Here is a 25,869-nt window from a genome sequence, read left to right on the forward strand (position 1 = left end):
TCACGTCCTCGTGGGGTCACGGAAGCGGTGAGTATGCGAGTGGTCACACGGCGGCGTCAGGTGTTCCTTCCGTTTACCGGAAGCTCGTCACGGACCGGGTGGACGGCGCTCGCCCTGCGTGACGAGAGGCGCCGAACGACCTCGTGGGCGTGGTCGCGTCCGGCGAGTCGCGCGCCGACACGCGTCGGGCGCCTCCTAGGCTGATCGCACGAACACGACGGCCGGGCACGCGAGGGAGGGGACGCGCATGTCGAACCCCCAGTCGGTCCTCTGGTCACCCACCGGGTCGGCCACGGAGCCGGCCCCCGAGCCCACGCCCGCCCCGGTCGAGGTCACCGGCGAGGTCCCTCCGGGCCGCCCGCGCCGCCACGTCCCGGTCCCCGGGCCGCTCGACGGGCACGGTCCCGCCACCGTCCTGGCCATGTGCAACCAGAAGGGCGGCGTCGGCAAGACCACCTCGACGATCAACCTCGGCGCCGCGCTCGCCGAGTACGGGCGCCGGGTCCTGCTCGTCGACTTCGACCCCCAGGGCGCGCTGTCGGTCGGGCTGGGGGTGCAGCCGCACCAGCTCGAGACCACCATCTACAACCTGATCATGGAGCGGAACGTCGGGATCGACGACGTCATCCGCCCGACGACGGTCGAGGGCATGGACCTGCTGCCCTCGAACATCGACCTCTCCGCCGCCGAGGTGCAGCTCGTCACCGAGGTCGGGCGCGAGCAGACCCTCGGCCGCACGATCGGCCCGGTCCTCGACCGCTACGACTACGTGCTCGTCGACTGTCAGCCCTCACTCGGCCTGCTCACGGTCAACGCGCTGGCCTGCGCGGACGGCGTGCTCATCCCGCTCGAGTGCGAGTTCTTCAGCCTGCGCGGGGTCGCCCTGCTGATGGACACCATCGAGAAGGTGCAGGACCGGCTCAACCCCAAGCTGGAGATCACCGGCATCCTGGCCACCATGTACGACCCCCGGACCCTGCACACCCGCGAGGTGATGACCCGCGTCGTCGAGGCGTTCGGCGACCTCGTCTTCGACGCCGTCATCAACCGCACCGTGCGCTTCCCCGAGACCACCGTGGCCGGCGAGCCGATCACCCGGTGGGCCACGCGCTCCGCCGGCGCCGAGGCCTACCGCGCCCTGGCGCGCGAGGTCATCGCGCGGTGACGCTGGCGCCGGAGGCTCCGGAGCGGAGCCGGTTCCAGGTCAGCCTGGACAACTTCACCGGGCCGTTCGACCTGCTGCTCCAGCTCATCGGGCGCCACGAGCTCGACGTCACCGAGGTCGCGCTCTCCCGCGTCACCGACGACTTCATCGCCTACACCGCTGAGCTGGGGGACTCCGGTGTCGGAGTCGACCTCGAGGAGACCACCGGCTTCCTCGTCGTCGCCGCGACGCTGCTCGACCTCAAGGCCGCGCGCCTGCTGCCGCAGGCCGAGGTGGAGGACGAGGAGGACCTCGCGCTGCTGGAGGCGCGCGACGTGCTCTTCGCCCGCCTGCTGCAGTACCGCGCCTTCCAGCAGGTGGCGGCGCTGTTCCGCGAGCTCGAGGGCGCCGCGCGGATGCGCTACCCGCGCGCGGTCACCCTGGAGCCGCGCTGGGCCGAGCTGCTGCCGCCGGTGCAGCTGGGGGTCGACGCCGCCGGGTTCGCCGAGCTGGCCGCCGCGGTGTTCCGGCCCAAGCCTCCGCCGACGGTCGGCATCGACCACCTGCACGCCTCGACGGTGTCGGTGCCCGAGCAGGTCGCGATCCTCTCCGGGCGCCTGCGCGAGCAGGGCGAGGCGACGTTCGCCGAGCTGGTCGCCGACTGCGAGCACGGCATCGTGGTCGTGGGACGCTTCCTGGCCGTGCTGGAGATGTACCGCGCCCGCGACGTCGCCCTCGACCAGCCCGAGGCGTTCGCCGAGCTGCGCGTCCGCTGGGCGCCGGGTGGTGACGCGGGCAGCGCCGGGCTGACCGAGGAGGACGCGTGACCGACCCGCTCGAGGAGGTCGAGGAGGCGCTGGTCTCCGACGTCGAGCTGGTCGCCGCCCTGGAGGCCGTCCTGCTGGTCGTCGACGCGCCCGCGCCCACCGACCAGCTCGCCGCCGTCCTCGGCCAGCCCATCCCGCGTGTGCGGGACGCGCTCGAGGGGCTGGCTCGCGAGTACACCGAGCGCGGGCGCGGGATGGAGCTGCGTGCCACGGGCGAGGGCTGGCGGCTCTACAGCCGTGACCGCTTCGCGCCCTACGTCGAGCGCTTCGTCCTCGACGGCCAGCGCACCCGCCTGACCCGCGCGGCGCTGGAGACGCTCGCCGTCGTGGCCTACCGCCAACCGGTGACGCGGTCGCGGGTCGCGGCGGTGCGCGGGGTGAACGTGGACGGCGTCATGCGCACGCTCGCCGCCCGCGGGCTGATCATCGAAGCCGGGACCGACGTCGGCGGCGGCACGCTGTACCGCACGACCGAGCTGTTCCTCGAGCGCCTGGGTCTCGACTCGATCGAGGACCTGCCGCCGATCGCCCCGCTGCTGCCCGACGTGGACGACATCGACGAGTAGGGCACCCTGCCCGGCGTGGCCGACATCCTCTGCAAGACCACGGGCGGCACGATCCGCGGCACGGCGGCCGACGGGGTCGCACACTTCCTCGGCGTACCGTACGCGGCCGCGCCGGTGGGGGAGCGGCGCTTCGCCCGCCCCGAGCCGGTGACGTGGGACGGCGAGCGCGACGCCACCACGCACGGACCGACGGCCCCGCAGGGTCCGACCGACACGCCGAACGTGCCCGACATCAGCCCGATCGTCGGCCCCGGTTGGGTGCCGGGCAGCGAGTACCTCACCGCCGACGTGCGCACCCCGGAGGCCGCGGGCGCGGGGCTGCCGGTGCTGGTGTTCGTGCACGGCGGCTCGTTCACCGCCGGTGCCGCCCGCGCCGCGGTGTACGACGGGACGCGCCTGGCCCGCGAGGGCGCGGTCGTCGTGACCGTGAACTACCGGCTCGGCGTCCCCGGTTTCGCGCTGATCCCGGGTGTCGTCGCCAACCGCGGCCTCCACGACCAGATCGCGGCCCTGCACTGGGTGCACGACAACGCCGAGGCCTTCGGCGGCGACGCCGACCGCATCACCGTCTTCGGCGAGTCCGCGGGCGGCCTGAGCGTCGCCGACCTGCTCGTCGCCGCCCCGCCGGGGCTGCTGCGGCGCGCGATCGTGCAGAGCGGCGGCGGGTCGCACGTGCTCGTCCCGCAGCAGGCCGCGGTCACCACCGTCGCGCTCGCGCGGGATCTGGGCGTCACCCCGGCCGGGCTCGTCGACGTGCCCGACGAGGGCCTCGTCGCCGCCGTCGGACGCCTCGGCCAGGACCCGCCGGACCTCGCCGTCGAGGGGTTGCGCGACCCGCTCATGGGCCTGGCGCCGCTCGGTCCGGTGATCGACGACGAGCTGCTCGAACGCCGGCCGGTGGACGCCGTCGCGGCCGGCGCGGCGGCGGGGATCGACCTGCTCGTGGGCAGCAACGCCGACGAGATGACGCTCTACAGCGTCCTGTTCGGCACCGCTGTCGGGCTGCCGGGCCCGGACGAGGACGCCCTGTACGCGGCCGTCGCCCGCCGGCACGACGACCCCGACCGCGTGATCGCCGCCTACCGCACGGCGGGCCGGGGCAGCACGCCGGGCGAGGTGCACGACGCCGTGCACACCGACTGGATGTTCGGCGTCCCCACCCGGCGCCTCGCCGATGCCCACACCGGGCGGACGTGGCGTTACGCCTTCACCTGGCGCTCGCCCGGCTGGGAGGGTCGCCTCGGCGCGACCCACGCGATCGAGCTGCCGTTCGTCTTCGACGTGGTGGGCCGGGTCGACACCGGCGCGTTCGTCGTGCCCGACACGGAGGAGACCCGGGCCCTGGCCTCCCGCATGTGCCGCGCCTGGGTCGACTTCGCCCGCGACGGCGACCCGGGCTGGCCGGGCTACCGCGCCGACGCCCCGACGACGCGCGTCTTCGACGTTGCCGACAACCTCACCGAGACCCCGGACGGCCCGGAGCAGGAGGTCTGGGACGGGGTGCGGTGACGCCTGCGTACGCTGGAGGGTCGGTCGAGCAGGGGAGCGGTGTGGGAGTGTCGGACGAGGGCGGCGAGGGGGTCCGCCTGCAGAAGGTGCTGGCCGAGGCGGGTGTCGCCTCGCGGCGACAGGCCGAGATCCTCATGCGGCAGGGCCGCGTCGAGGTCGACGGCCGGGTCGTCAAGGAGATGGGCATCCGCGTCGACCCTGACACGGCGGTCATCCACGTCGACGGGTCCCGGATCGTCACCGACACCGAGACCGTGCACCTCGCGCTGAACAAGCCCGAGGGGATGCTCTCGACGATGTGGGACGAGCAGGGCCGGCGCTGCGTCGGCGACGTCGTCCTGGAGAAGGCGGGCAGCACGAAGGGTCTCTTCCACGTCGGACGCCTCGACGCGGCCACGGAGGGCCTCCTGCTGCTGACCAACGACGGCGAGCTGGCCCACCGGCTGACCCACCCGTCCTACGAGGTGTCCAAGACCTACCTCGCCGAGATCCGGGCGCCGATCCCGAAGGACCTCGGGCGGCAGCTGCGCGCGGGCGTCGAGCTCGATGACGGCCCCGTGGCCGTCGACAGCTTCCGGGTGGTCGACCGCTCCGGCGCGCGGGTGATGGTGGAGGTCGTGCTGCACGAGGGCCGCAAGCACATCGTGCGCCGGCTGCTCGACGCCGTGGACAAGCCCGTGCAGCGGCTGGTGCGCACCGCGGTCGGCGACGTGCGGCTGGGTGACCAGCGCCCCGGGACGTTGCGCAAGCTCAACCGCGACGAGGTGGGCTCGCTGTACGGGGCCGTCGGACTGTAGAGGCCGGGACGGACGTCACACCGCCGGTCAGGGCACAATGGAGTCCCGAACGGGGTGCGGGCGACGTTCGGGGAGGCTGGGTCGGCCAATGCACGACACTGACGGGACGCTGCGCGGGGTGGTCGCCGTCGACGGCCCCTCCGGGACGGGCAAGTCGACCACGGCCCGCGGGCTGGCGGTGCGTCTCGGCGCGCGCTACCTCGACACCGGCGCGATGTACCGGGCGGTGACGCTCGCCGTGCTGCGCGCCGGGGTGCCGGTCGACGTCGCCGCCACGGTCTCCGACGGCCACGACGACGTGGCGGCCGTGGCGCTGGGCGCGCGCCTGGAGGTCTCGACCGACCCGGCCGAGCCGCGGGTGCGCCTCGACGGCGAGGACGTCGGCGCGGAGATCCGGGGCAGCGAGGTGACCGCGGCGGTGTCGGCGGTGTCGGCGCTGACCGCGGTACGCAGGCACCTGGTGGACGAGCAGCGCCGGATCGTGCGGGCGGCGCTCGACGACGGAACCGGGATCGTGGTCGAGGGGCGCGACATCGGCACGGTCGTCGTCCCCGACGCCGATCTCAAGATCTTCCTCACCGCGTCGGAGCTGGTCCGGGCGGGCCGCCGCGACGCCGAGAACACCGCCGCGGGCCGTGAGACCCGACCCGACACGCGCGCCGACATCGCGCGGCGGGACCGGCTCGACTCGTCGCGCGCGGCGTCCCCGCTGCGCCCGGCGGACGACGCGGTCGAGGTGGACACCTCGACGCTGGACATCGACGGCGTGCTCGCACGCCTGCAGGACCTGGCCGAGGACCGCGGACTGGTCACCGGCCTCGCCGACGCGAGCGTCGGCCGACACGGAGGATGACGTGACGGAGGAAGGGCCCGCTGTGCTCGCCGACGGCGACACGGGAACGGGCGGGGACGACGCCGACGACGCGCGTCCGGTGCAGCCGGTGCTCGCGGTGGTGGGACGGCCCAACGTCGGCAAGTCGACGCTGGTCAACCGCATCCTGGGCCGTCGCGAGGCCGTGGTGCAGGACGTCTCGGGCGTGACGCGCGACCGGGTCGCGTACGACGCGCTGTGGAACGGCAGGCGGTTCACGCTGCTCGACACCGGCGGGTGGGAGCCCGACGCGAAGGGCATGCAGGCCGCCATCGCGGCGCAGGCCGAGACCGCGATGCGCACCGCCGACGTGATCCTGCTGGTCGTGGACGGCCAGGTCGGCGCGACGGCGGTGGACGAGGCCGTCGCCCGGACCCTGCGACGCTCGGACCGCCCGGTGATCCTGGCGGCCACGAAGATCGACGACTCGCGGGGTGAGGGCGAGGTCGCGTCCCTGTGGCGCCTCGGGCTCGGCGAGCCGCACCCGGTCTCGGGCCTGCACGGGCGCGGCTCGGGCGACCTGCTCGACATCGTCCTCGACGCCATGCCCTCCAGCCCCCGCGACGACGTGGACCTCGAGGGTGGGCCGCGGCGGGTGGCGCTGGTCGGCAAGCCCAACGTCGGCAAGTCGAGCCTGCTCAACCAGCTCACCGGCGAGACGCGCTCGGTGGTCGACGCGGTCGCGGGCACGACCACCGACCCGGTCGACTCGCTCGTGGAGATCGACGGCGAGACCTGGAAGATCGTCGACACCGCCGGACTGCGCCGCAAGGTCGGGCAGGCGTCGGGCACCGAGTACTACGCCTCGCTGCGCACCAAGGCGGCGATCGAGGCCGCCGAGGTGACGGTGCTCCTGCTCGACGCGTCGCAGCCGATCAGCGAGCAGGACCTGCGCGTCGCGTCCCAGGTCGCCGAGGCGGGGCGCGCGCTGGTGCTGGCCATGAACAAGTGGGACCTCGTCGACTCCGACCGGCGCCACGCCATGGTCCGCGAGCTCGAGCGGGCCCTCGTGCGCTTCCCGTGGGTGGAGCGGGTCAACATCTCGGCGCGGACCGGCCGGGCGGTGCAGAAGCTCGCGCCGGCCATGCGCACCGCGCTGGAGAACTGGGACCGGCGGGTGCCCACCGGCCAGCTCAACCAGTGGCTGTCCGAGGTCGTCGCGGCCACCCCGCCACCCGTGCGCGGCGGCAAGCAGCCGAAGATCCTGTACGCGACGCAGGCGCAGAACCGGCCGCCGACGTTCGTGCTGTTCACCTCGGGCTTCCTCGAGGCGGGCTACCGGCGCTTCCTCGAGCGCAAGCTGCGCGAGACGTTCCCGCTGATCGGCACCCCGGTGCAGATCAACGTCCGCGTGCGAGAGAAGGGCCGCCGCGGGGGACGCGGACGCTGATACTGTTCCAGGACCATGTCGTCCTGAGGGGTGATCCGCATGCACGATCTCGGTCCCGCCGCCCGCGAGCTCGCCGGTGTCGTCGCGCAGGTCGGTGAGGCCGACCTCGACCGTCCCACCCCGTGCGGGGAGTGGTCGGTCCGCCAGCTGCTCGGGCACCTGCTCGCGTTCGCCGGTCACTTCGTCCGGGTCGCCCGGCACGAGCCGGGGCAGGCCGGCGGGCCGCCGACGGACCTGCCCGCCGACTGGCGCGCCGAGCTCGACGCCCGCCTCGCCGACCTCGCCGCCGCGTGGGCCGAGCCGCGGGCCTGGGAGGGCGAGGGCAGCGCCGGCGGCCTCACGATGCCCCGCGCCGAGCTCGGGGTGGTCGCGGTCGAGGAGCTGGTGCTGCACGGCTGGGACCTGGCGCAGTCGGTGGGTGCCGACTTCACGGTCCGCGACGAGGACCTCGCGGCGGTCGCGGGGTTCGTCGCGAACTTCGAGCACGCCCCGCAGGAGGCGCGGACCGGGCTCTACGGCCCGGTCGTGCACGCCGAGACGGCCGGCGAGCTCGAGCGCGTGCTCGCCCTCGCCGGGCGCGATCCCCGGCGGCCCCTGGCGCCGGCCGGCTGATCGCCCGGGACTGTCGGGGGTCCGGTGCACGCTCACCTCGTGCCGGTGACGAGGAGGACCCGTGTGCTGGATGTGCGACCACCCCGGTGCGATCCGCGCCGACGCCCTGGACCTCATGGCCGGGCTCGTGGAGCAGTACGGCTGGGCGATCCAGTTCGTGGAGCGCCACCGCGACCGCCCGCCGTGGGCCTACACGCTGGGGCTGACCCTGCAGGGGCTGACCGAGCTGGTGGTGACGGGGCTGTCGGCGCAACGCTCCGCCCAGCTCCTCAACGACGAGGCCGCACGCTTCCTCGTCGAGGGTGCGCCACGGCCGGGGGAGCGTCGGGAGTGGGCCCGCGCGCCGGGGCGCCGACGACGCGGGCAGGGCATCCGCCGACGCGGGACCGGCCTGCGCCGGCGTGAGCGCCGGCGCCCGACGTACGGCGCCGCGGTGCGCCGGGCGGCGCAGTCGCTGGTCCGGCCGCCGGGGTCGAGGACGCCACGGGATCGTCGCAGTTTGCGGCGCGCGCGATCACCGGGCGGGAGGAGGCACCCACGGATCGTGGTCGGCGCGGGGTCGGACGAGCGATCGCCGTGTGCGCGCCGTGACACCTCGACGGCGGTGTGTCCGCCCCGGACGTCCGAGCACGATGGATCTTGTCGGGGTCGCGGTCGTCGGGGTCGGGACCCGGGGCGACGGGTCGGGAGCCGCCGTGACAACCGTGATCACCCTGGACGGCCGGTCCGGCTCGCGACCGTTGAGCTACTGCACCCCGCAGGCCTGCTACCGCATCGTGGTCAGCACGCCGAGGGCCGAGCCGGACCTGTGGCACGAGTACCTGGCGGGCGCCGCGCGCAGCTACGGCGCCTACGGGGTCGAGGGCGTCCTGGAGCTCGGGCACATCCGCGACGGGAGCTCCACGTCGCTGTTCTTCGTGGCGTTCTCCCCGGACGGCGAGGTGGTCGGGGGGATGCGCGCCCAGGGCCCGTACACCAGCGCCGATCAGGCCCACGCCCTCGCGGAGTGGGACCGGGACCCGGGCCGGCCGCGCGTGCGCGCCCTCATCGAGCAGCGGCTGCCGGACGGGGTGGTGGAGTCGAAGTCGGCGTGGGTGGCCCGCGGGTTCGTCGGGCGCCGGGAGCTCGTCGGCTGCTTCTCCCGGGGGCCGCTGCACGCCTCGACGATCCTCGGCGCCCGCTGGGCCCTGGGCACCTCGGCGGTCCACACGCTGCCGATGTGGACGTCGACCGGCGCCGTCGTGGCGACCGGCCTGGACGCCGTCGGCTACCCCGATGACCGCTACCGCACCCATCTGCTGTGGTGGGACCGCTGGGCGCTGCCCACGACGGTGCCCGACGGCGTGCGCCGCGCCCTGGACGCCGAGACGGCCCAGCTGCTCTCGCCCGTCGTGCCGGCCGGCGCGTGACCGCCCCCGATACCGGCGCCGCCTGGCGGGCCACCATCCTCGACGAGTCCGTCGCCGAGGACGCCGCGTTCCTGGACGCGCTCCGCGCCGACCCGACGATCACGGTCCACGACCAGCGCGAGGCGCAGCGAGCGGACCTGGCGTGGACCCGGTCGACGCACGGGCGCCCCGCACCGTCGACGCGCTGGGCCTTCTACCCGTGGCGGCGCGCGCTCGTCGGCGTGCTGGGGGAGGCGGACTTCCGGCGCCTGCGCCTGGACCGCAATCGCAACAAGATCACCGAGGCCGAGCAGGACCGGCTGGCGCGGCTGCGGGTCGGCGTGGTCGGGCTGAGCGTGGGACACGCCGTGGCGCACACGCTCGCCCTCGAAGGGCTGTGCGGTGAGCTGCGGCTGGCCGACTTCGACACCGTCGGGGTGTCGAACCTCAACCGCGTCCCGGCCACCGTGTTCGACCTCGGCGTGAACAAGGCGGTGGTCGCCGCCCGCCGGGTCGCGGAGCTGGACCCGTACCTGGAGACCCGGGTGTTCCCGGACGGCGTGACCGACGAGGTCCTCGGCGCCTACCTCGACGGGCTGGACGTCCTGGTCGAGGAGTGCGACTCGCTCGACGTCAAGGTGCGGCTGCGCGAGGAGGCCCGCCGGCGCGGCGTCCCGGTACTGATGGAGACGAGTGACCGCGGCCTGCTCGACGTGGAGCGCTTCGACCTCGACGCCGACCGGCCGCTCTTCCACGGGCTGCTGGGCGACGTCGATGCGGCGGGCCTGGCCGCGCTGTCCACCGAGGACAAGGTGCCCCACGTCCTGCGGATCCTCGGCGCCGCGGACCTGTCCCCGCGGATGGCGGCGTCGATGGTCGAGGTCGGCCGGACCCTGACCACGTGGCCCCAGCTCGGCGGCGACGTCGCACTGGGCGGCGCGGTGATCGCCGCGGCGGTCCGTCGCCTGGGAACCGGGCGGGAGCTGGCCTCGGGGCGCCTGCGGGTCGACCTCGAGGCCTTTCTCGACGGCCTCGACGGCATCGACGGCCTCGTCACTGCGCCCGACCTCGTCGAGGACGAGGCGGTGCCCGCCCACAGCGAGCCGGCGGCGGTGGCTGAGCACCCCGCCGTCGCGGCGGTCCTCGAGGCCGTCCGGCGCGCGCCGTCGGGCGGCAACGTCCAACCCTGGCGGGTCGAGGTCGACGCCCACGAGGTCCGCCTCCACCTCGACCGCGGGCGCACCACGGCGATGGACGTCGCGCACCGCGGCAGCTACGTCGCGCTCGGCGCGGCGCTGTTCAACGCCCGCGCCGTCGCGTCCGCGGCCGGCGCGCTCGGGCCGTGCACGCTCTTCGGAGACCCCGCCGCGCCCGACCTCGTGGCGACCCTGCGGTTCGGGTCCGGCGACGAGCAGCGCCTCACGGCCGCCGCGGCCAGGGTGCTCGCCCGCGGCACCAACCGCGCGCTCGGCCGGCCGGCCCCGCTGCCGCCCGCGACCACGGCGGCGCTGCACGAGGCGGCGATCGCCGAGGGAGGGCGCCTGCACCTCGTCACGGGCCGCGAGCTGGGCGCGGCGGGGGAGGTGCTGGCCGCCGCCGACCGGGTGCGCCACCTGACCGACCGGTTGCACCGCGAGATGTTCGCCGAGCTGGTCGAGCCCGGAGCAGCCCGCACGGACGTCGGGATCGAGACGCGGACGCTCGGACTGGACCCCGCGGACCTGGCGAAGCTCGACATCGTCCGGCGTCCCGAGGTGATGGCCCTGCTCGCCGACTGGGACGCCGGGGCGGCGCTGGGCGAGGACACACGGGACCGCGTGGCGTCGAGCTCCGCCCTGGCCGTCGTGACCGTCGAGGGCGCGGCGCCGGCCGACTTCGTGCGCGGCGGCGCGGCGGTGGAGGCGGTGTGGATCGGTGCCGAGGCGCACGGTCTCGCGGTGCACCCGACGTCGCCGGTGTTCCTGTACGCGGTGGATCCGGCGGACCTGACGACGCTGTCGCCCCGCTACGCCGACGACCTCGCGAGGCTCCGGACATCCTTCCGTCGTGTGGCGGGCCTGGCCCCCAGGGAGGCGATCGCCCTGGTCCTGCGGCTCAGCCACACCGAGGTGACGGCGCCCCGCAGCCGGCGGCGGCCGCTCGACGAGATCCTCTCGATTACCTGAACGGCCGCAGGACGGCTACCCTCCGTTGTGTGGGTCCTACGAAGAGTGAGATCGCGCCGACGAACCTCGACGAGCTCGTCACCCGTGTCGCGACCACCCTCATGGGAGTCGACTCCACGACCCTGCGGACCGCCGCCGAGGCCGTCCTGCGGGTGCTGGTGGAGTACTTCGAGGTCGACCTCAGTTTCCTGCGCTTCCACGACACCGCGCGGCGGGCCACCGTCCTCGTGGCCGAGTGGCCACCCCGCGAGGTCGTCCCCGACCCCGACCCCCTGGGCGTCATCTCCTTCGAGTCGGCCGACCCGGCGTTCGCGGCGAGCGAGCACCTCGCCGACATCCTGATCATCCGTCCCTCCGACTCCGCCGCCTATCAGGAGCGGGTCAAGGAGGGGTCTGGGGTGGAGGAGACGTCGGTCGCGACCGTGCCGCTGCGCTCCGGCGGGAGCACCACCGGCACCCTCGGGTTCATCAAGTACGGCGACCGGGGCTGGAACGCCGACGAGACCCGCGCGCTGCGGACCATCGCGACCCTGATCGCCCAGATGCAGGCCCGGCTCCTCGCCGAGGACCAGCTGCGCCACATCGCCCACCACGACGAGCTGACGGGCCTGCCCAACCGCCGTGCGCTCCTGGCGCACCTCCAGGCGACCCTGACCTCCCCGCCGCCGGGGCCGCGTGCGCTGCTCTTCATCGACGTCGACCGGCTCAAGGCCACGAACGACTTCCTCGGCCACGACGCGGGCGACCGCTTCATCATCGCCGTGGCCGAGCGCATCCGGTCCGCGGTGGGCGTGGGCGACATGGTGGCCCGGCTCGGGGGAGACGAGTTCGTCGTCGCCCTCGCGGGCCTCGCGGACGAGGCGCAGGCCGCTACGGTCGCGGCACGGGTGCAACGCGCGATGGCCGAACCGATCCGGCTCGGGGGTCAGTCGCTGCGCCGCACCGTCAGCGTCGGGATCGCCGTGGCGCAGGCGCCGACGGCCGAGGTCGGGGTCTGGCTGCGCAGCGCCGACCAGGCCGTGCTCACCGCGAAGGACCACGGGGGCAACGAGGTCGTCACCTTCACCTCGGAGATGCGGGTGCGCGAGGAGGTGCGCGTCGCCGTGGAGATGAGCCTGCTCTCGGCGATCCGCGACGGCACGCTCGCGATCCACTACCAGCCGGTCGTCGACCTGCGGACCGGGACCGCCACCGGTGTCGAGGCCCTCCTGCGGTGGTACCACCCGACGCTGGGGCCGGTGTCCCCCGAGCTGTTCGTCGGCGTGGCCGAGGCGACCAACCTGGCCGGTGAGCTGGGCCGCTGGGTGCTCGACGGCGCGTGCCGCCAGCTCGCCGCGTGGCGCCGGGAGCGGCCCGACGTGATCGGCGGGAACTTCACCATGGCCGTGAACATCTCCCCGGTCCAGCTCCTCGCCGTCGACTTCGTCGACACGGTGGCGGAGGTGCTCGCCCGCCACGGCCTCACGGGCCGCGACCTGGTCCTCGAGGTCACCGAGCACGCCGTCGTCGGGGACGCCGACGCGGCGTCGGCGACGCTGCGCGGCCTGCGCCGGCTCGGCGTGTGCGTCGCCATCGACGACTTCGGCACCGGGTACAGCTCGCTCGCGCAGCTCAAGGCGCTCCCCGTCATGATCCTCAAGATCGATCGTGGGTTCGTCCAGGACCTCGGCCGGACGGCGGAGGACCTCTCGATCGTGCGCTCGATCGTCGGCCTGGCCCAGTCGTTCGGGCTCGACCTCATCGCCGAGGGCGTGGAGACCGAGCTCGCGGCCGAGACGTTGCTCGGGATGGGGTGCACCACCGCGCAGGGCTACCTGTTCTCCCGTCCCCTCCCGGCGGAGGGCCTGCTGAACTGGGTCAGCGCGCCGGCCGCGCCCGCCGTCCCGAGCCCGCGCTGAGGGGGCTCACCGGCCGAGTCGCTGCTCCAGCGCCGCGACGGTGGCCCGCGCGCCGTCGGTGTGCAGCGCGTCGAGGTGCGCCCGGTAGGCCGTGGTGAAGCGCTCGTCGTCGACCAGGTCGCCGAACAGGTCCCGGTCGGCCAGGAACGCGAGCGGCTCGTCGGGGTAGCGGCGCGCGGCGGCGATGCGGTCCTCGGCGCGTCCCGTGTCGACGACCTCGATCGGCTCGCCGGACTCGTCGACGCCTTCGGCGTAGCGGGCCCACGCCGCGACGACCAGCGCCGAGCGCTCGATCTCGCCGTGCCCACCCTGCCGGCTGTTCTCCAGGTTGGTCCGGATGACCGGCACCAGCCAGGTGGGGATGCGGTCGGAGCTCTCGGCGGCGAGGCGCGCGAGGGTGTCGCGGATCTCCGGGTTGGCGAAGCGCCGGATCAGCGTGGCCTTGTAGTCGTCGAGGTCCACGCCCGGCACCGGCGCGAGCGTCGGCGTGGCCTCGCGGTCCATGTATGCGCGGGTGAAGCCGGCGAACAGCTCGTCGCCCGCGACCTCGTGGGCGTAGCGGTACCCCGCGAGGTAGCCGAGGTAGGCGATGGCCTGGTGGCTCGCGTTGAGCAGTCGCAGCTTCATCAGCTCGTAGGGCTCGACGTCGTCGACCACCTGCACCCCGACGTCCTCGAACCGAGGACGGCCGGCGGCGAACCGGTCCTCGAGCACCCACTGCGTGAACGGCTCGCACACCACCGGCCAGGCATCCTCGATGCCGAAGCGTTCGACGAGCTCGGCACGGTCGGCGTCGGTGGTGCGCGGGGTGATCCGGTCGACCATGGAGTTGGGGAACGGGACCTCGGCGTCGATCCAGTCCGCCAGCTGCGGATCACGCCGCCGCGCGTATGCGGTGATCATGGCCTGGGCGACGTGCCCGTTCCCCTGGATGTTGTCGCAGCTCATCACGGTGAACGGGCCCGTGCCGTCGGCGCGGCGGCGGCGCAGCGCCTCGACGAGGAATCCGAACGTCGTCCGCGGCGCGGTCCCCTCCGGCGCGTCGATGTCGGCGCGGATGGCCGGGTCGCGGTCGTCGAACTCCCCGGTGCTCGCGTTCTTGTGGTAGCCGCCCTCGGTCACGGTGAGGCTGACGATCCGGGTGGCCGGATCGGTCATGCGGTCGAGGACGGCCTCGGGGTCGGCGGGGGCGTAGAGGTAGTCGACGATCGAGCCGACGACCCGGGGCTCGCGGGAGCCGTCGGAGTGCTTGAGCACGAGCGTGTAGAGGTCGTCCTGCGCCTCGGTGACCTCGGCCATCCGCTGGTCGGCCTCGAGCACCCCGACCCCGCAGATGCCCCAGTCGAGGGCCCCGCCCCGCTCCATCAGGGCATCGAGGTACATCGCCTGGTGTGCCCGGTGGAACCCGCCCACGCCGAAGTGCACGATCCCGACCGAGACCGCGGACCGGTCGTAGGACGGGCCCGGGACCTCGGGAGGGAGGTCGGGCAGGGTCGCCGCCGTCAGCGTCGTCGCAGCCACGTCGCCCACTATGGCGTGGACCGTCCCGCGAACGCAGCAGGCGCGCGTCGGAGATCGCTCCGGCTGCTCCGGCGGCCAGGTGCCTCACCCCCGTTCGACCACCGCCCGGACCGAGGCGAGGGTGGCCGGGATACTGGTGCGGGCGTCGTTCGTGCGCAGCTCGACGCCGTCGTCGCCGAACCGTTCCCGGAGGACGTCGCGTGCCGCGGGAGGGAGGACCCAGCGGTGGGTCAGGCGGGTGCCGTCGCCCTCGGGCTCCATCTCGAAGCCCCACCGCACCAGGCCGTTGACCTCCCAGGCGAACTCCCGGCCCGGGTCGGCGGCGACCACCTCGCTGCGGGTGTCCCAGTCGCGGCCGGGACGGGAGTTGTGCCCCACGAACCGTGCCCCGACCTGCGGGCCCTCGGCGTCCTCCCACTCGCAGGCGCGGGTGAAGACGCTCCACTCGCCGGTGCGGGTGACGTCGGAGACCACGTCGTAGACCTGCTGCGGGGTCGCGGCGACGTGGGTCGAGTCGGCGAGGATCCAGGTGTCGGGCGCGGGGGTCTCCACGGCCCCCATCGTGACGTCCACCGTGCCGACGCGCCCGGGCGGGCGCGGTGCGGGTCCTGCCTCGACGGGTCCTGGCGCTACGTCGCCCGTGACGACCCGCGGTGGGCGGCGCGGCGCAGGACCCCGCCCCGTCGCGGGCGGGGTCCGATGACACGGTTCTTCCCGTCCTCGATGAGGGACGCCACCGTCTCGGCGGCGTCGCGGCGGTTGGTGCCGATGCCACCACCGGGCCCGCGCTTGATCCAACCGACGACGTAGGTGCCGGGCCGTCCCTCAACGCGTCCCGCGTCGTGCGGGACCGTGCCGGTCTCGTCGTCGAACGGCAGGCCGGTCAGCGGACGTCCGCGGTGGCCGATGGCGCGCACCACCAGGCCCGCGGGCAGCTCGTCGGGCCCGTCCGGCCCGTCGACGCGCACCCCCGACACATGACCGTCCCCGAGCAGGGCCCGGGGCGTGGCGTGGAAGCGCAGGACGACCCGCCGGCGGCCGGCGGCCGGCGGGGTGTCCTCGGGGCGGCACCGGGGCACGTCGCGCAGCAGCGCCGCGTGGTCGCCCGGCGCCGCCGTGTCGATCGCGCGACCGACTCGGGGATCGCGATCGTCGACGACGACCTCGAGGTCCTCGCGGTGCAACAGCGCGGTCAGCTCGCCACGGGTGTAGGCGGCGTGCTCCGGTCCACGACGCCCCAGCAGGACGACCTCGCGCACCCGGCTCGCGCGCAGCCGGCCCAGCGCTGCGGTGTGGATGGCGGTGCCGGCGAGGCGGTCCGGGTCCGCGGTGAGGATCCGGGCGATGTCGAGGGCGACGTTGCCGGTGCCGACCACCGCCACCCGGGCGGCGTCCTCCGCGTCGACGGGGACGGCGTGCGCGGCGATCTCGGGATGGCCGTTGTACCAGCCGACGACCGTGGTCGAGGGCAGGTGACCGGGCAGCCGCTCGCCGGGGATGCCGAGGTCACGCGCGGTCGGCGCGCCCACTGCGTAGACGACGGCGTCGTGGCGGTGCCCCAGCTCCTCGACACCGATGTCGCGGCCCACCTCCGTGTCGAGGCGCAGCCGGAGCCGGTGGTGGTCGTGGTAGCGGGCGAACGACTCGCCGATGCGTTTGGTGTCCGGGTGGTCGGGGGCGACGCCGAAGCGCACGAGACCCCCGGCGACCGGGAGCCGGTCGTAGAGCGTGACGCGGGCGGTGGTGTGCAGCAGCAGGTCCTGCACCGTGTACATCCCGGCGGGTCCGCTGCCGACGACCGCGACGTCGAGGTCCGGGAAGTCGGCCGGCAGCACCCGGTCGAACCGCACCGGGCCCCACGCGTGGAACAGCGGCGAGCCCGCCGGGGGCGCGGCCGGCTCGGTGCCCGCGAAGTACTCGGCGTTGACGGCCGGGTAGTCCGCGAGCGCACCGGTCAACGTCTCGGCCGGGAACACCGCGTCCACCGGGCACACCTCGGCGCACGCCCCGCAGTCGATGCACGTCCGCGGGTCGACGTAGAGCATGTCCGTGGTGCCGAAGTCGGGCTCGTCCGGCGTCGGGTGGATGCAGTTGACCGGGCACGCCGTGACGCACGAGGCGTCGGTGCAGCACAGCTGCGTGATGGCGTAGGGCACGGCGGGTCTACAGGACGTGCGCGGCGCGGTAGAGCGCCTTGGCCGGCGCGGTGAGGAGCCCGGCGGAATCGAGGAACTCCATCAGCCCGGCGCAGCTCGAGCGCAGCAGGGCGCGATGGTTCTGGTTGCGCCGCGCCTCGCGCTTGGCGCGCTTCGGATCGAGCCCCGCGTTCTCGTAGACCTTGCCGTTCCACATGCTCGTGACGATGAAGTAGCCGGCGAAGGCCACCACGAGGGCGTTGAACCGGCGACGCGCGGCGCTCGCGCCCTGCAGGCGCTCCCGGGTCTCCTCGCGGGCGAAGCGCATGTGTCGCGCCTCCTCGACCACGTGGATGTTGTTGATCGTGCGGGCGAACGGGGCGACGCGCTCGTCGCGCATCCAGTCGCGCTGCATCACGTCGAGGACCTCCTCGGCCACGAGGATCGCGGCGTAGGCGGCCTCGCCCCTCGCGAGGGTCTTGAACAGCCGACCGCCCTCGATCACGTGCCGCGGCGGGCGGTAGGCGGGCGCCCCGAGCTTCGTCGCGCCGCGGGCGAACATGATCGAGTGCCGGCACTCGTCCGCGATCTCGGTCAGCGCCCACTGGAACGCGGGGTCGGTCGGGTCCTTCGCGTAGAAGTCCCGGAGGACCATCTGCTGCAGGATCATCTCGAACCAGATGCCGGTGCTCGCCACCGACGCCGCCTCCTGGCGGGTCAACGCCGCGCGCTGCTCCTCGGTCATCTCGGCCCAGTAGGCGGTGCCGTAGAGCGTGCTCCACTCCGGGCTCGCGCCGTGGTGGCGCGGGTCGACCGGGCTGTCCCAGTCCACCTCGCGCAGCGGGTCGTAGGAGAGCTGGTCGGACGAGTCGAGCAGCCGTGCCGCGACGTCCGCCCGGGTGTCGTGCTCCGCGGTCGTCATGCATCCTCCTGGGCCGTACCGACGTTCACTGTTACCTGGAGTTGGTGATACCCAAGGTAACGGTGACACCATGTCCGGGTAGGTACCGGGAGGTGTGCTCGCGGTCACGGCGACCGCCGTCACGCCGGCAGGTGACCGACCTCCGCCTGGCGCTCACCGAACCAGCGCGCGAGCTCCCGCTCGGTGGCCCGGTCACCGGCCCGTTCCAGGAACCGGCGTCCGGCCCGCGTCGGTGCGGCGAGGCCGGACGCGACGAGGTTGACGGCGATGCCCGGCAGGACGATCGCGGCGCTCGCGCGGGGGAGTCCGAGGTCGCGCAGGCCCTCGACGCCGAGGAAGAAGCGCAGCAGGCCGAGCAGCTTCGCCCGCGCGACCCGGCCCCGCCAGCCCGGCAGGGCGCCGTGGCCGTCGACCAGCGCCTGGGTCAGCGCCGCCCCGGCCGGCGTGACGTCGTCCTGCACGCGCAGCACGTGGTAGTTGAAGACGTTCTGCTCGCGCTCGGTGTCGAACAGCCAGTCCTCGTCGACGCCCATGAGCCAGCCGACGTACTTCCACAGGTGCATCACCGCCCGCGACTCCTCGCGCGTCACGATCCGCCCCAGCGCGCGCGAGCCGAGCAGTGCGGTGCTGTTGAACAGCCCGAGCGTCGTCGCCAGGTCGGTCTGGTTGATCGGCAGGCCCCAGCGCGCCGCGTCCCACCGCCCGTTGGTCTCGAAGGCGCGGTCGACCAGCGCGTGCATGGCGCGCACGTGCACGGTCAGCCGGAAGCCCTCGCCCTCGCGGCGCATCCCGCCCGGCGCCGTGACGCCCCGGCCCCAGGTCTCGGTCTCGCCGAGGCGGCGCATCGCCGTGTCGCCGGTGAGCCCGCCCGTCGCCACGAGCAGGTCGGCGGGGCCGCCGAAGCGGTAGCCGCCGATGAGCGAGAGGGCGAGCAGCACGTCGATGCGCGTGCGCCCGAGGCGGCGGAACGCCCGGGCGCCGCGTTCGAGGAGCGGCCAGTCGACCCACGGCGGGACGTCGTCGACGACCGCGAAGAAGCGGCGGAGCTCGGGCGCGGCGTCGGGGACGGCGTCGACGCCGTGGTCCAGCGCGGTGTGGAACTGGCGCATGGTCACCCGGCGCGGGTCGCCGGTCGGGCGCTTCATCGCCGCGGCCAGCGCCGCGCCGAGCTCGTCGCGGCTCTGCATGCGCCGGCCGAGCTCGGCGACCAGGTGCGGGTCGAGCTCGCGGACCCCGGCCGCGATCCGCAGCGGGCGTGCGAGGCGGGCGCTGCGCCCGGGAGCGCCGCGGAACCGGGTCGGGGGTGTCGCCGTCGGTGCCGTCGTCGGGGGGCTCGCGTCGTCCACCGGCTGTGCGACCATGACGTCCATGCTGATGCGAGTACTTGCTCGCCTTCAACTCGCGTTCCCTCGGAGCGGGCGGTGAGCCCGCGGGAGCGGCGGGCGCCCCGGCAGGCGCGGTCCCGGGCGACGGTCGAGCGGATCGTCGCCGCGGGCCGTGCGGTGCTGCTCGAGCGCGGGTGGGACGGGGTGACCACCAACCACGTCGCCGCCGCGGCGGGCGTCAGTCCGGGGTCGCTGTACCAGTACTTCCCGGACAAGGAGGCCGTGCTCGACGAGGTGGTCGACCGCGAGACCGTGCACCTCGAGGCTCGCATCTCGCGCGCGTTCGTCGACACCCTGCGCGCTCCGTCCCGAGGTGACGTCGTGCGCCGCAACGTCGAGGCGCTGCTCGACGCGTTCGGCGAGCAGCCCGCGATGACCCGCGTCCTCGCCGACCAGATGCCCCGTGGCGCGGGGAGCCGGCGCGCGGCCTTCGCGCGGCGCGTCGACGAGCTCGTCGCGGCGGTGCTCGCCGGGCAGGACACGGGGCAGCGGCGGCCCGACGTGATGGCCTGGGTGATGGTCCGCGCCGTCGAGCAGGCGACCATCGGCTGGGTCCTCGAGGACCCACCCGTCGACCGCGCGGATCTGGTCGACGAGCTGACCCTGCTGGTGACCCGCTACCTGGAGAGGCGCTGGGATCGGGAGGTGGCGCGGAGCACCGCCTCCGACTAGCTTCGCAACGAGTTGTTGCAAAGAGTGGACCGATGACAACTCCCGGACGATGGGCGCCCGCCTGGAACAGCCTCACGGTGGGGGAGCTGGCCTCGGTCGACATCACGAGCAAGACCTTCGCCGCGGAACCCTTCGGCTTCTGGGCACGGCTGCGGCTCGACGCGCCGGTCCAACCGGTGCGATGGGCCCGGGGCAGCACCGCGTGGGTGATCACCCGCTACTCCGACGTCGAGGCCGCCCTGCGCGATCCGCGGTTGTGCAAGAACCGACACGACGCGCTGACCGGGGAGCAGAGGGCAGCAGGGCCGAAGCTGCCCAGGGCGCTGGCCTCCTTGGAGCGAGGACTGCTCAGCCTCGACGGTCCGGACCACGATCGTCTGCGTCGGCTGGTGCACCAGGCCTTCACCCCCCGACGGATCGAGCAGCTGCGCGGGCAGGTCGAGCAGGTCGCCGAGTCCCTGCTCGACTCCGCGCAGTGCCGCGGGGCGATGGACCTGATCGGCGACTATGCCGCCCCGCTCCCGCTGATCCTGATCGCCCGCATCATCGGCGTCCCGGAGGAGGACACCTCCCGGTTCCGCGCCTGGACCCGGGCCCTGGTCTCCGTCGGAGAGCATCCGCTGCGGAGCATCGGCTCCGTCCTGCGGTTCGTGGTCTACCTGCGCCGGCTGATCACCACTCGGAGCCGGGACCCCCGCGACGACCTGGTCTCGGCGCTGGTCGCGGCCCGCGACGACGATGACCAGCTCACGACCGACGAGATCGTGGCGATGCTGTTCCTGCTGCTCACGGCCGGCCACGAGACCACCGTCAACCTCATCGGCGTGGGCACCTCGGCCCTGCTCGAGCACCCCGACCTGACCCGTTCTCCCAACCCGCACCTCGCGTTCGGCAAGGGCGCGCACTACTGCCTCGGTGCCCCGCTGGCCCGGCTCGAGGCGCAGATCGCGATCCCGGCGCTGCTGCGCCGCGCGCCGGACCTGCGCCGCACCGACCCCGCCGCGCCCGTGGCCTGGCGAGGTGGAGCGATCGTGCGCGGGCTGGAGTCACTCCCGGTGCGGCTGTGACCCTTTGGCGGAGACCAGCGCACGGCCGGCGTTGAACCCCACCTCGAGGGCCACCAGCGTGACCCTCGTGATCCCGGCCTCGACGCCCCCCGGTCCGCCGCGACGGCGTGACGCGGGCCGTCCCCGCGGCGCCGCCGTCACCGCCGCCGTCCTCGCCGCGGTCCGCGTCGAGCTCGCCGACGCCGGGTTCGAGGGGCTCAGCGTGGAACGGGTCGCCCGACGGGCCGAGGTGAACAAGACCAGCGTCTACCGACGCTGGCCCACGCGGGAAGCCCTCGTCGCCGCGGCCATGGAAGGACTGCTCGACGACTTCAGCGTGAGCCCCGACACCGGGAGCCTCCGTGGCGACCTGTACGCGCTCGCCGCGCCCATCGCCGAACTCGCGGCCCAGCCCGACGGCGTCGCCCTGCTCCGCGCGGCGCTCTCGACCACGGCGAGCGGCGACGTCGGCACCGTGGCGTCCCGACGTGTGGGCGCCCCCGCCGAGTCGGTGTCCTCGATCGCCGCGCGCGCCCGCGCCCGCGGCGAGTGGCGCGACGGGGTGGACCCGCAGCAGGCGATCTTCACCCTGGTCGGCGCCATCATCCACCGGGTGCTCCTCGAACGCGCCGCGCCCACGGGCGAGTGGCTCGACGGACTCGTCGACATCGTCCTCCGCGGGATCAGCGCCACGAAGCCGCAGCCCTGACCGGTCGTGGGCTGTGCCGGAGGGATCGACCCGGAGGGGCCGCCGGACCGGGCAGCGCGGTGGGGTATCGTCGCTCCCGTCGCGCTCACGGGCGCGGCGGCTCGGGACGTGGCGCAGCTTGGTAGCGCACTTGACTGGGGGTCAAGGGGTCGCAGGTTCAAATCCTGTCGTCCCGACACGCGCACAGAACCCCTCTGGCACTGGCAGAACACCAGGTCAGAGGGGTTCTTGTCGTTCACGGTGTGGATCAACGTGTGGGTCTTCCCGGTGGTCGTCGGGACCACTCCGGGACCTGCGAGGTGTCCAGGGCTGCCATGTCGCCCGCTCCGCCGTGAGCGCCCACCGGCCGGAGACCTCTGCTCGCGAGTGCCGTTCCTACCTGCGGGTCTTGACCCCGTCATCGCACCGACAAGACTTGGAGCGAGGACGGCGTCACATAGAGCGAAGGGGTCGGTCCACCGGTGGCATGGAGGGGAAGAGGCCGGCGCCGTCCCCGGGACGGTCCACGGGAGCGGAACACCATGAACACCGACGGGCTGGTCGTGGCCCTGCGCCAGGCCGCACGCGAGCTGACCGGACGACACAGCATCCGCGATCGCGAGCTGACATTGCGGCGCATCGTCGAGGCCGCGGTCGAGACGGTGCCCGAGGCTGATGCCGGCGGGATCACGGTCACCGAGCACGGCGAGGTGGTGTCCCGGCATACGACCAGTCCGACGATCACGAAGCTCGCCGAGCTGCAGGCCGAGCTGGGCGAGGGACCGTGCATGAGCGCGCTTCACGAGCCGCCGGAGAACGGGATCATCCTCGCCCAAGACCTCGGTGGCGCCGACGGGCAGCGCTGGCCCCAGTTCGCGCCGCTTGCCGTCGAGGCCGGCTACCACGCGATGCTGTCGGTGCAGATCGCCTACCAGCCCGGGCCGAAGAGCGCGGCGCTCAACCTCTACGCGGTCCGGGCCCAGGTCTTCGATGAAGACGCCCGGACAACCGCCGCGCTGTTCGCGGTACAAGCGGCGATGCTGCTCTACGGATGTGAGCAGGCCATCCATCTGCAGAGGGCCGTGGACAGCCGCGACACCATCGGCCAGGCCAAGGGCATCCTCATGGAACGCTTCGGCGTCGACGACGAGGGCGCCTTCCAGATGCTCGTGCGCTCGTCCCAGGACACCAACCTCAAGCTCGTGGAGGTTGCGCGCTGGCTGCACGACGAAGCGTGCCGCCGGGGCCGCGTCGAGCACGGGTCCTAGCCGCGCCGCCGGGCGGTCGGCCGGATCCTCACGATGGTGGGTGCTGTGCGAGATGGACCGACGCCAGACCCCGCTACGGCCTGGAGACGATGTGCATCGGCGGCGGCCAGGGCCTCACCGTAGTGTTCCAGGGACCGACTGACGCTGTCTGCCCGAGGGCCTGCAGCTCGTGGAGTGGGCGAGCTTCCCCCGGCCCGACCCGCGGGCAGCCCTGGCCCAGCTCGGGGCGTCGGTGGACCCGGGGCCGGCGGCCTCGCGCGTCGGCCTCAGCTTCGGCCGTCCGCCGGCAGGGCCGAGCGCAATGCTTCGCCCGGCACGCTCGGGGAGAGATGCTCGAGGCCGTGGCGGCGCAGGAGTGCGCGGACGGCCGGCGCCCAGGCAGGTCCGAGGCGGGCGGCGGCGAGCAGCTTCTCGTCAACGAGGAGGTCGTCGGGCGCGCCGGCCCGGAACTCGCCGTCCACGAGCACGGCCACCTCGTCGGCCCAGCGGTGGGCGAGATCGACGTCGTGGGTGGAGAGCACGATCGTCGTGCCGGCGGCGTGCAGCTCGGCGAGGGTCGCGAGGGTGGCCTCGACGGCGGCGGGGTCGAGGCCGGCGGTCGGCTCGTCGAGCACGAGCAGGTCCGGCCGCATCGCGACCGCGCCGGCGATGGTGACGCGCTTCTTCTGTCCGTTCGAGAGCAGGTGCGGCGGACGCCCGGCGAGGTCGGTGATGTCGAGGGCGGTGAGCGCGGCGTCCACCCGGGCCCTCACCTCATCGCGGGGCAGCCCGAGGTTGATGGGTCCGAAGGACACGTCCTGGGCGACGGTCGCGGCGAAGAGCTGGTCGTCCGGATCCTGCAGGACGAGCTGGACGCGGCGCCGGAGTTCGAGCAGCGCGCGACGGGAGCGCGACACAGGGGTGCCGAGGACCTCGACGGTTCCGCTGTCGGGCGCCACGGTCCCGGCGAGCAGCCGGAACGCCGTGGTCTTCCCGCCGCCGTTGGGGCCGAGGACGGCCAGGCGGACGCCGCGGCGGATGTCCAGGTCGGCACCGCGCAGCACCGGCCGGTCCGGCTCGTAGGCGAAGTGCACCTCGGCGAGGCGCCCGAGGGGGGTCACGCGATGACCAGGCGCAGAAGGAGCGTGGTGGTGACGACGACGGCGAGGAGCAGGACGCTGGACGCGATGAACCTGCGGGAGGGCGCGGGTGCGTCGACGTCCACCGCGAGGTCGCCGCCGTAGCCGCGCAGGGCGAGCCCCTCGTCGAGGCGGCGGGCGCGGTCGAAGGCGCGGACGAACACCGCGCCGGCCTGTCCTGCGGCCGAGCGCAGCGCCGCGCCGCGGGTGGCGAAGCCGAGGCGTCCGGCCTGGGCCTCCCGGACGGTTCGGGCAGTGTCGAGGAGCAGGAACAGCAGGCGGTAGATGAGGGCGGCGACCTCGGTGACCGCCGGTGGGACCCCGAGCCGGGAGAGGCGGGGCAGGACGTCGGCGAGCGGGGTCGTCGCGGCGAACAGCAGCAGGCAGAGCGTGGCGGCGAGCGAGCGGCCCACCAGCTCGCCGGCCCGGGCGAGCCCCGCGGGGTCCCAGCGCAGCACCGTCGGACCGCCGACCGCCACCAGCAGCGGCAGCGCCCCGACGACGATGAAAGCCGCCGGCGCCCGCAGGAGGCGGACCGCACGTCCAGGCCCCACCCCGGCCGGACCGGCGAGCAGGACCAGGGCGACGGTGCCGACCACGGCCGCGCCCGGCCAGGGCGGCAGGGCCACCGCGCAGACCAGCAGCCCCAGCGCCAGCACCGCCTTGTCGGCGGGATGGCGCTCCCGCCACGGACCGGTGTGCGCCAGGGTCTCCAGCGGGGCGTCACGTCGCGTCATGTTGTCGGGCCGGGCTCCGTCGCGGTGGTCCGACGGTCGTTGCGGCGACGCGTGCGGACAACGCCGAGGCAGTAGCCCAGCACGCCGGCTCCGAGCGCGGCCTGCACGGCGAACAGCCCCGACTCGACCTCGCCCGAGGGCGGCTCGAACACCGACGAGAACCAGGGCTCGTAGGTCGGGTGGTCCTCGGTGATAGCCGACTCCGCCCGGGAGTCCGCGCCGGAGAAGGGCTCCTCGCCCTGGCCCAGTCCCAACAACAGGGGGACGGCGGCGAGCAGCACCACGGCCAGCAGGAGCAGGATGTTGGTACGGGTGAAGCGGCTCACGAGCGGGCCTCCTCGGCCGTGGCGGTGGTCTCCGACCGGCGCAGGACGCCGAGGCGCAGCAGCTCCTTGGGGCTGTTGTGGGCGAGCAGCCGCACGACGAGCACCGTGAGCAGCCCCTCGACGACCGCGAGGGGGATCTGCGTGATCGCGAAGATCGACCCGAACTTCGCCACCGCGCCCGCGATGCCGCCGGTGGGGTCGGGGAACGCGAGGGCGAGCTGGAGGGTCGTCACGCCGTAGGTGGCGAGGTTGGCCAGCGCGCCGGCGAGGAAGACCGAGATCGCCAGGCCGAAGCGACGGGTCGCGCGGTAGGCGCCGTACGCGATCCACGGGCCGGCGACCGCCATCGAGAACGCGTTGGCCCCGAGGGTCGTGAGCCCGCCATGCGCGAGGAGCAGCGCCTGGAAGAGCAGCACGATCGTGCCGAGCACGGCCATCACGGGTGGTCGGAAGAGCACGGTGCCCAGCCCCGTGCCGGTGGGGTGCGAGGACGATCCCGTGACCGAGGGGATCTTGAGTGCCGAGAGCACGAAGGTGAACGCCCCGGCCGCACCGAGCAGGAGTTTCGAGTCGGGGTCCTCGCGGACCTGACGCACGACGGCCCGGACCCCGTGGACGACGAACGGGGCGGCCGCCACCGTCCATGCGGCGGCGTGGACCGGGGGCAGAAACCCCTCGGCGATGTGCATGGAGGGCTCCTCGGAGGACGGTGCGGCGGCCCGCGTACCACTCACAGCATCTGATCAGCTGCTGAGGTGTGGCTCAAGGCTTCGCCACGGGATCGTGCGCTGATGGCCCGGGATCAGTGATCTGCCGTCACCAGGGGCGGCACCTGTCGATGGAACGCCGTGCTCGCCGGAGCAGGCGGACGTCGTCGCCGTAGT

The 25,869-nt window shown here is 74.1% G+C and carries 24 protein-coding genes, 1 tRNA gene and 1 pseudogene; 17 read left to right on the forward strand and 9 right to left on the reverse strand.

Annotated elements, in window-relative coordinates:
• The first annotated feature begins 247 nt into the window (after positions 1-247).
• The 12 genes and pseudogenes from C8D89_RS26945 to C8D89_RS27000 all read left to right on the forward strand — a co-directional run bounded on the left by C8D89_RS26945 (position 248) and on the right by C8D89_RS27000 (position 13,167).
• Entirely contained in the window at positions 248-1,165 is a 918-nt protein-coding gene (locus tag C8D89_RS26945) for a ParA family protein (protein ID WP_116711228.1), read from the forward strand.
• Positions 1,162-1,971, forward strand: coding sequence for a segregation and condensation protein A (locus tag C8D89_RS26950; protein ID WP_116711229.1), 810 nt, complete (start codon positions 1,162-1,164; stop codon positions 1,969-1,971). Before C8D89_RS26945 ends, C8D89_RS26950 begins: the two co-directional genes overlap by 4 nt.
• Positions 1,968-2,537: an SMC-Scp complex subunit ScpB gene (scpB, locus tag C8D89_RS26955; protein WP_116711230.1), complete on the forward strand. Its 570-nt coding sequence runs from the start codon at positions 1,968-1,970 to the stop codon at positions 2,535-2,537. The genes C8D89_RS26950 and scpB overlap by 4 nt, the downstream gene beginning before the upstream one ends.
• 15 nt (positions 2,538-2,552) lie before the next feature.
• The gene (locus C8D89_RS26960; RefSeq protein WP_165825963.1) at positions 2,553-4,046 is read left to right on the forward strand and encodes a carboxylesterase/lipase family protein; all 1,494 of its coding nucleotides are present in this window, start codon (positions 2,553-2,555) and stop codon (positions 4,044-4,046) included.
• Between the two features lie 47 nt (positions 4,047-4,093).
• A complete protein-coding gene (locus tag C8D89_RS26965; protein WP_116711232.1) occupies positions 4,094-4,843 on the forward strand; it encodes a pseudouridine synthase in 750 nt (249 codons plus the stop codon).
• 88 nt (positions 4,844-4,931) lie between these two features.
• Positions 4,932-5,696 carry a (d)CMP kinase gene (gene cmk / locus C8D89_RS26970; RefSeq protein ID WP_116711233.1) on the forward strand — a complete coding sequence of 255 codons (765 nt, stop codon included), beginning with the start codon at positions 4,932-4,934 and terminating at the stop codon, positions 5,694-5,696.
• Between the two features lie 22 nt (positions 5,697-5,718).
• Positions 5,719-7,104: a ribosome biogenesis GTPase Der gene (gene der, locus C8D89_RS26975; RefSeq protein WP_243418419.1), complete on the forward strand. Its 1,386-nt coding sequence runs from the start codon at positions 5,719-5,721 to the stop codon at positions 7,102-7,104.
• 39 nt (positions 7,105-7,143) lie between these two features.
• Positions 7,144-7,716 (forward strand): TIGR03086 family metal-binding protein, encoded by a 573-nt coding sequence (locus C8D89_RS26980; protein WP_116711257.1) that lies wholly within the window; start codon positions 7,144-7,146, stop codon positions 7,714-7,716.
• A 115-nt stretch (positions 7,717-7,831) separates the two neighbouring features.
• Positions 7,832-8,035 (forward strand): annotated as a pseudogene (locus tag C8D89_RS30590) (DUF4262 domain-containing protein); the annotation flags it as partial.
• Positions 8,036-8,411: 376 nt separating this feature from the next.
• Positions 8,412-9,125 (forward strand): hypothetical protein, encoded by a 714-nt coding sequence (locus tag C8D89_RS30595; protein ID WP_133252084.1) that lies wholly within the window; start codon positions 8,412-8,414, stop codon positions 9,123-9,125.
• Positions 9,122-11,269, forward strand: a complete 2,148-nt coding sequence (locus C8D89_RS26995) for an Rv1355c family protein (RefSeq protein ID WP_116711236.1) — start codon at positions 9,122-9,124, stop codon at positions 11,267-11,269. The genes C8D89_RS30595 and C8D89_RS26995 overlap by 4 nt, the downstream gene beginning before the upstream one ends.
• Before the next feature lie 29 nt (positions 11,270-11,298).
• Positions 11,299-13,167: a putative bifunctional diguanylate cyclase/phosphodiesterase gene (locus C8D89_RS27000; RefSeq protein WP_243418412.1), complete on the forward strand. Its 1,869-nt coding sequence runs from the start codon at positions 11,299-11,301 to the stop codon at positions 13,165-13,167.
• Between the two features lie 6 nt (positions 13,168-13,173).
• Here C8D89_RS27000 and C8D89_RS27005 read toward each other — a convergent pair whose 3' ends face one another.
• The 5 genes from C8D89_RS27005 to C8D89_RS27025 all read right to left on the reverse strand — a co-directional run bounded on the left by C8D89_RS27005 (position 13,174) and on the right by C8D89_RS27025 (position 19,106).
• A complete protein-coding gene (locus C8D89_RS27005; protein ID WP_116711259.1) occupies positions 13,174-14,688 on the reverse strand; it encodes a mannitol dehydrogenase family protein in 1,515 nt (504 codons plus the stop codon).
• Between the two features lie 84 nt (positions 14,689-14,772).
• Positions 14,773-15,240 (reverse strand): SRPBCC family protein, encoded by a 468-nt coding sequence (locus tag C8D89_RS27010; RefSeq protein ID WP_243418413.1) that lies wholly within the window; start codon positions 15,238-15,240, stop codon positions 14,773-14,775.
• A 77-nt stretch (positions 15,241-15,317) separates the two neighbouring features.
• Positions 15,318-16,844, reverse strand: coding sequence for an FAD-dependent oxidoreductase (locus C8D89_RS27015; RefSeq protein WP_116711237.1), 1,527 nt, complete (start codon positions 16,842-16,844; stop codon positions 15,318-15,320).
• Positions 16,845-16,851: 7 nt separating this feature from the next.
• On the reverse strand, positions 16,852-17,745 hold the full coding sequence (locus C8D89_RS27020) for an AurF N-oxygenase family protein (RefSeq protein WP_116711238.1): 894 nt from the start codon (positions 17,743-17,745) through the stop codon (positions 16,852-16,854).
• 119 nt (positions 17,746-17,864) lie between these two features.
• Positions 17,865-19,106, reverse strand: coding sequence for an oxygenase MpaB family protein (locus tag C8D89_RS27025; RefSeq protein WP_116711261.1), 1,242 nt, complete (start codon positions 19,104-19,106; stop codon positions 17,865-17,867).
• Between the two features lie 60 nt (positions 19,107-19,166).
• Here C8D89_RS27025 and C8D89_RS27030 point away from each other — a divergent pair, with 60 nt between their 5' ends.
• From C8D89_RS27030 to C8D89_RS27050, 5 genes are all read left to right on the forward strand, one after another.
• Positions 19,167-19,802 carry a TetR/AcrR family transcriptional regulator gene (locus C8D89_RS27030; RefSeq protein ID WP_116711239.1) on the forward strand — a complete coding sequence of 212 codons (636 nt, stop codon included), beginning with the start codon at positions 19,167-19,169 and terminating at the stop codon, positions 19,800-19,802.
• 32 nt (positions 19,803-19,834) lie between these two features.
• A complete protein-coding gene (locus C8D89_RS27035) occupies positions 19,835-20,869 on the forward strand; it encodes a cytochrome P450 (protein ID WP_207787454.1) in 1,035 nt (344 codons plus the stop codon).
• Positions 20,870-20,927: 58 nt separating this feature from the next.
• A complete protein-coding gene (locus tag C8D89_RS27040; protein ID WP_116711241.1) occupies positions 20,928-21,557 on the forward strand; it encodes a TetR/AcrR family transcriptional regulator in 630 nt (209 codons plus the stop codon).
• A 102-nt stretch (positions 21,558-21,659) separates the two neighbouring features.
• Positions 21,660-21,733 (forward strand) — tRNA-Pro (locus tag C8D89_RS27045).
• Between the two features lie 366 nt (positions 21,734-22,099).
• Entirely contained in the window at positions 22,100-22,804 is a 705-nt protein-coding gene (locus tag C8D89_RS27050) for a GAF and ANTAR domain-containing protein (RefSeq protein WP_243418414.1), read from the forward strand.
• Positions 22,805-23,070: 266 nt separating this feature from the next.
• On the opposite strand, the gene C8D89_RS27055 is transcribed toward C8D89_RS27050, so the two are convergent.
• Genes C8D89_RS27055 through C8D89_RS27070 form a run of 4 tightly spaced genes read right to left on the reverse strand, consistent with a single transcriptional unit; the run spans position 23,071 to position 25,674 of the window.
• The gene (locus C8D89_RS27055; RefSeq protein WP_116711243.1) at positions 23,071-23,904 is read right to left on the reverse strand and encodes an energy-coupling factor ABC transporter ATP-binding protein; all 834 of its coding nucleotides are present in this window, start codon (positions 23,902-23,904) and stop codon (positions 23,071-23,073) included.
• Complete coding sequence (cbiQ, locus tag C8D89_RS27060) at positions 23,901-24,659, reverse strand: cobalt ECF transporter T component CbiQ (RefSeq protein ID WP_116711244.1); 759 nt, start codon at positions 24,657-24,659, stop codon at positions 23,901-23,903. The genes C8D89_RS27055 and cbiQ overlap by 4 nt, the downstream gene beginning before the upstream one ends.
• On the reverse strand, positions 24,656-24,985 hold the full coding sequence (locus tag C8D89_RS27065; RefSeq protein ID WP_116711245.1) for an energy-coupling factor ABC transporter substrate-binding protein: 330 nt from the start codon (positions 24,983-24,985) through the stop codon (positions 24,656-24,658). The genes cbiQ and C8D89_RS27065 overlap by 4 nt, the downstream gene beginning before the upstream one ends.
• Positions 24,982-25,674 carry an energy-coupling factor ABC transporter permease gene (locus C8D89_RS27070; protein WP_116711246.1) on the reverse strand — a complete coding sequence of 231 codons (693 nt, stop codon included), beginning with the start codon at positions 25,672-25,674 and terminating at the stop codon, positions 24,982-24,984. The genes C8D89_RS27065 and C8D89_RS27070 overlap by 4 nt, the downstream gene beginning before the upstream one ends.
• Between the last annotated feature and the right edge of the window lie 195 nt (positions 25,675-25,869).

The organism is Actinomycetospora cinnamomea, assembly GCF_003096675.1.
Taxonomy (GTDB): domain Bacteria; phylum Actinomycetota; class Actinomycetes; order Mycobacteriales; family Pseudonocardiaceae; genus Actinomycetospora; species Actinomycetospora cinnamomea.

What these genes read in the sequence shown, in the direction of transcription:
- C8D89_RS26945 (WP_116711228.1), top strand. Translation starts at nt 248, where the DNA reads ATGTCGAACCCCCAGTCGGTCCTCTGGTCACCCACCGGGTCGGCCACG.
- C8D89_RS27070 (WP_116711246.1), bottom strand. Translation starts at nt 25,674, where the DNA reads ATGCACATCGCCGAGGGGTTTCTGCCCCCGGTCCACGCCGCCGCATGG.
- C8D89_RS27025 (WP_116711261.1), bottom strand. Translation starts at nt 19,106, where the DNA reads ATGGTCGCACAGCCGGTGGACGACGCGAGCCCCCCGACGACGGCACCG.
- C8D89_RS27035 (WP_207787454.1), top strand. Translation starts at nt 19,835, where the DNA reads ATGACAACTCCCGGACGATGGGCGCCCGCCTGGAACAGCCTCACGGTG.
- C8D89_RS27020 (WP_116711238.1), bottom strand. Translation starts at nt 17,745, where the DNA reads ATGACGACCGCGGAGCACGACACCCGGGCGGACGTCGCGGCACGGCTG.
- cbiQ (WP_116711244.1), bottom strand. Translation starts at nt 24,659, where the DNA reads ATGACGCGACGTGACGCCCCGCTGGAGACCCTGGCGCACACCGGTCCG.
- C8D89_RS26980 (WP_116711257.1), top strand. Translation starts at nt 7,144, where the DNA reads ATGCACGATCTCGGTCCCGCCGCCCGCGAGCTCGCCGGTGTCGTCGCG.
- cmk (WP_116711233.1), top strand. Translation starts at nt 4,932, where the DNA reads ATGCACGACACTGACGGGACGCTGCGCGGGGTGGTCGCCGTCGACGGC.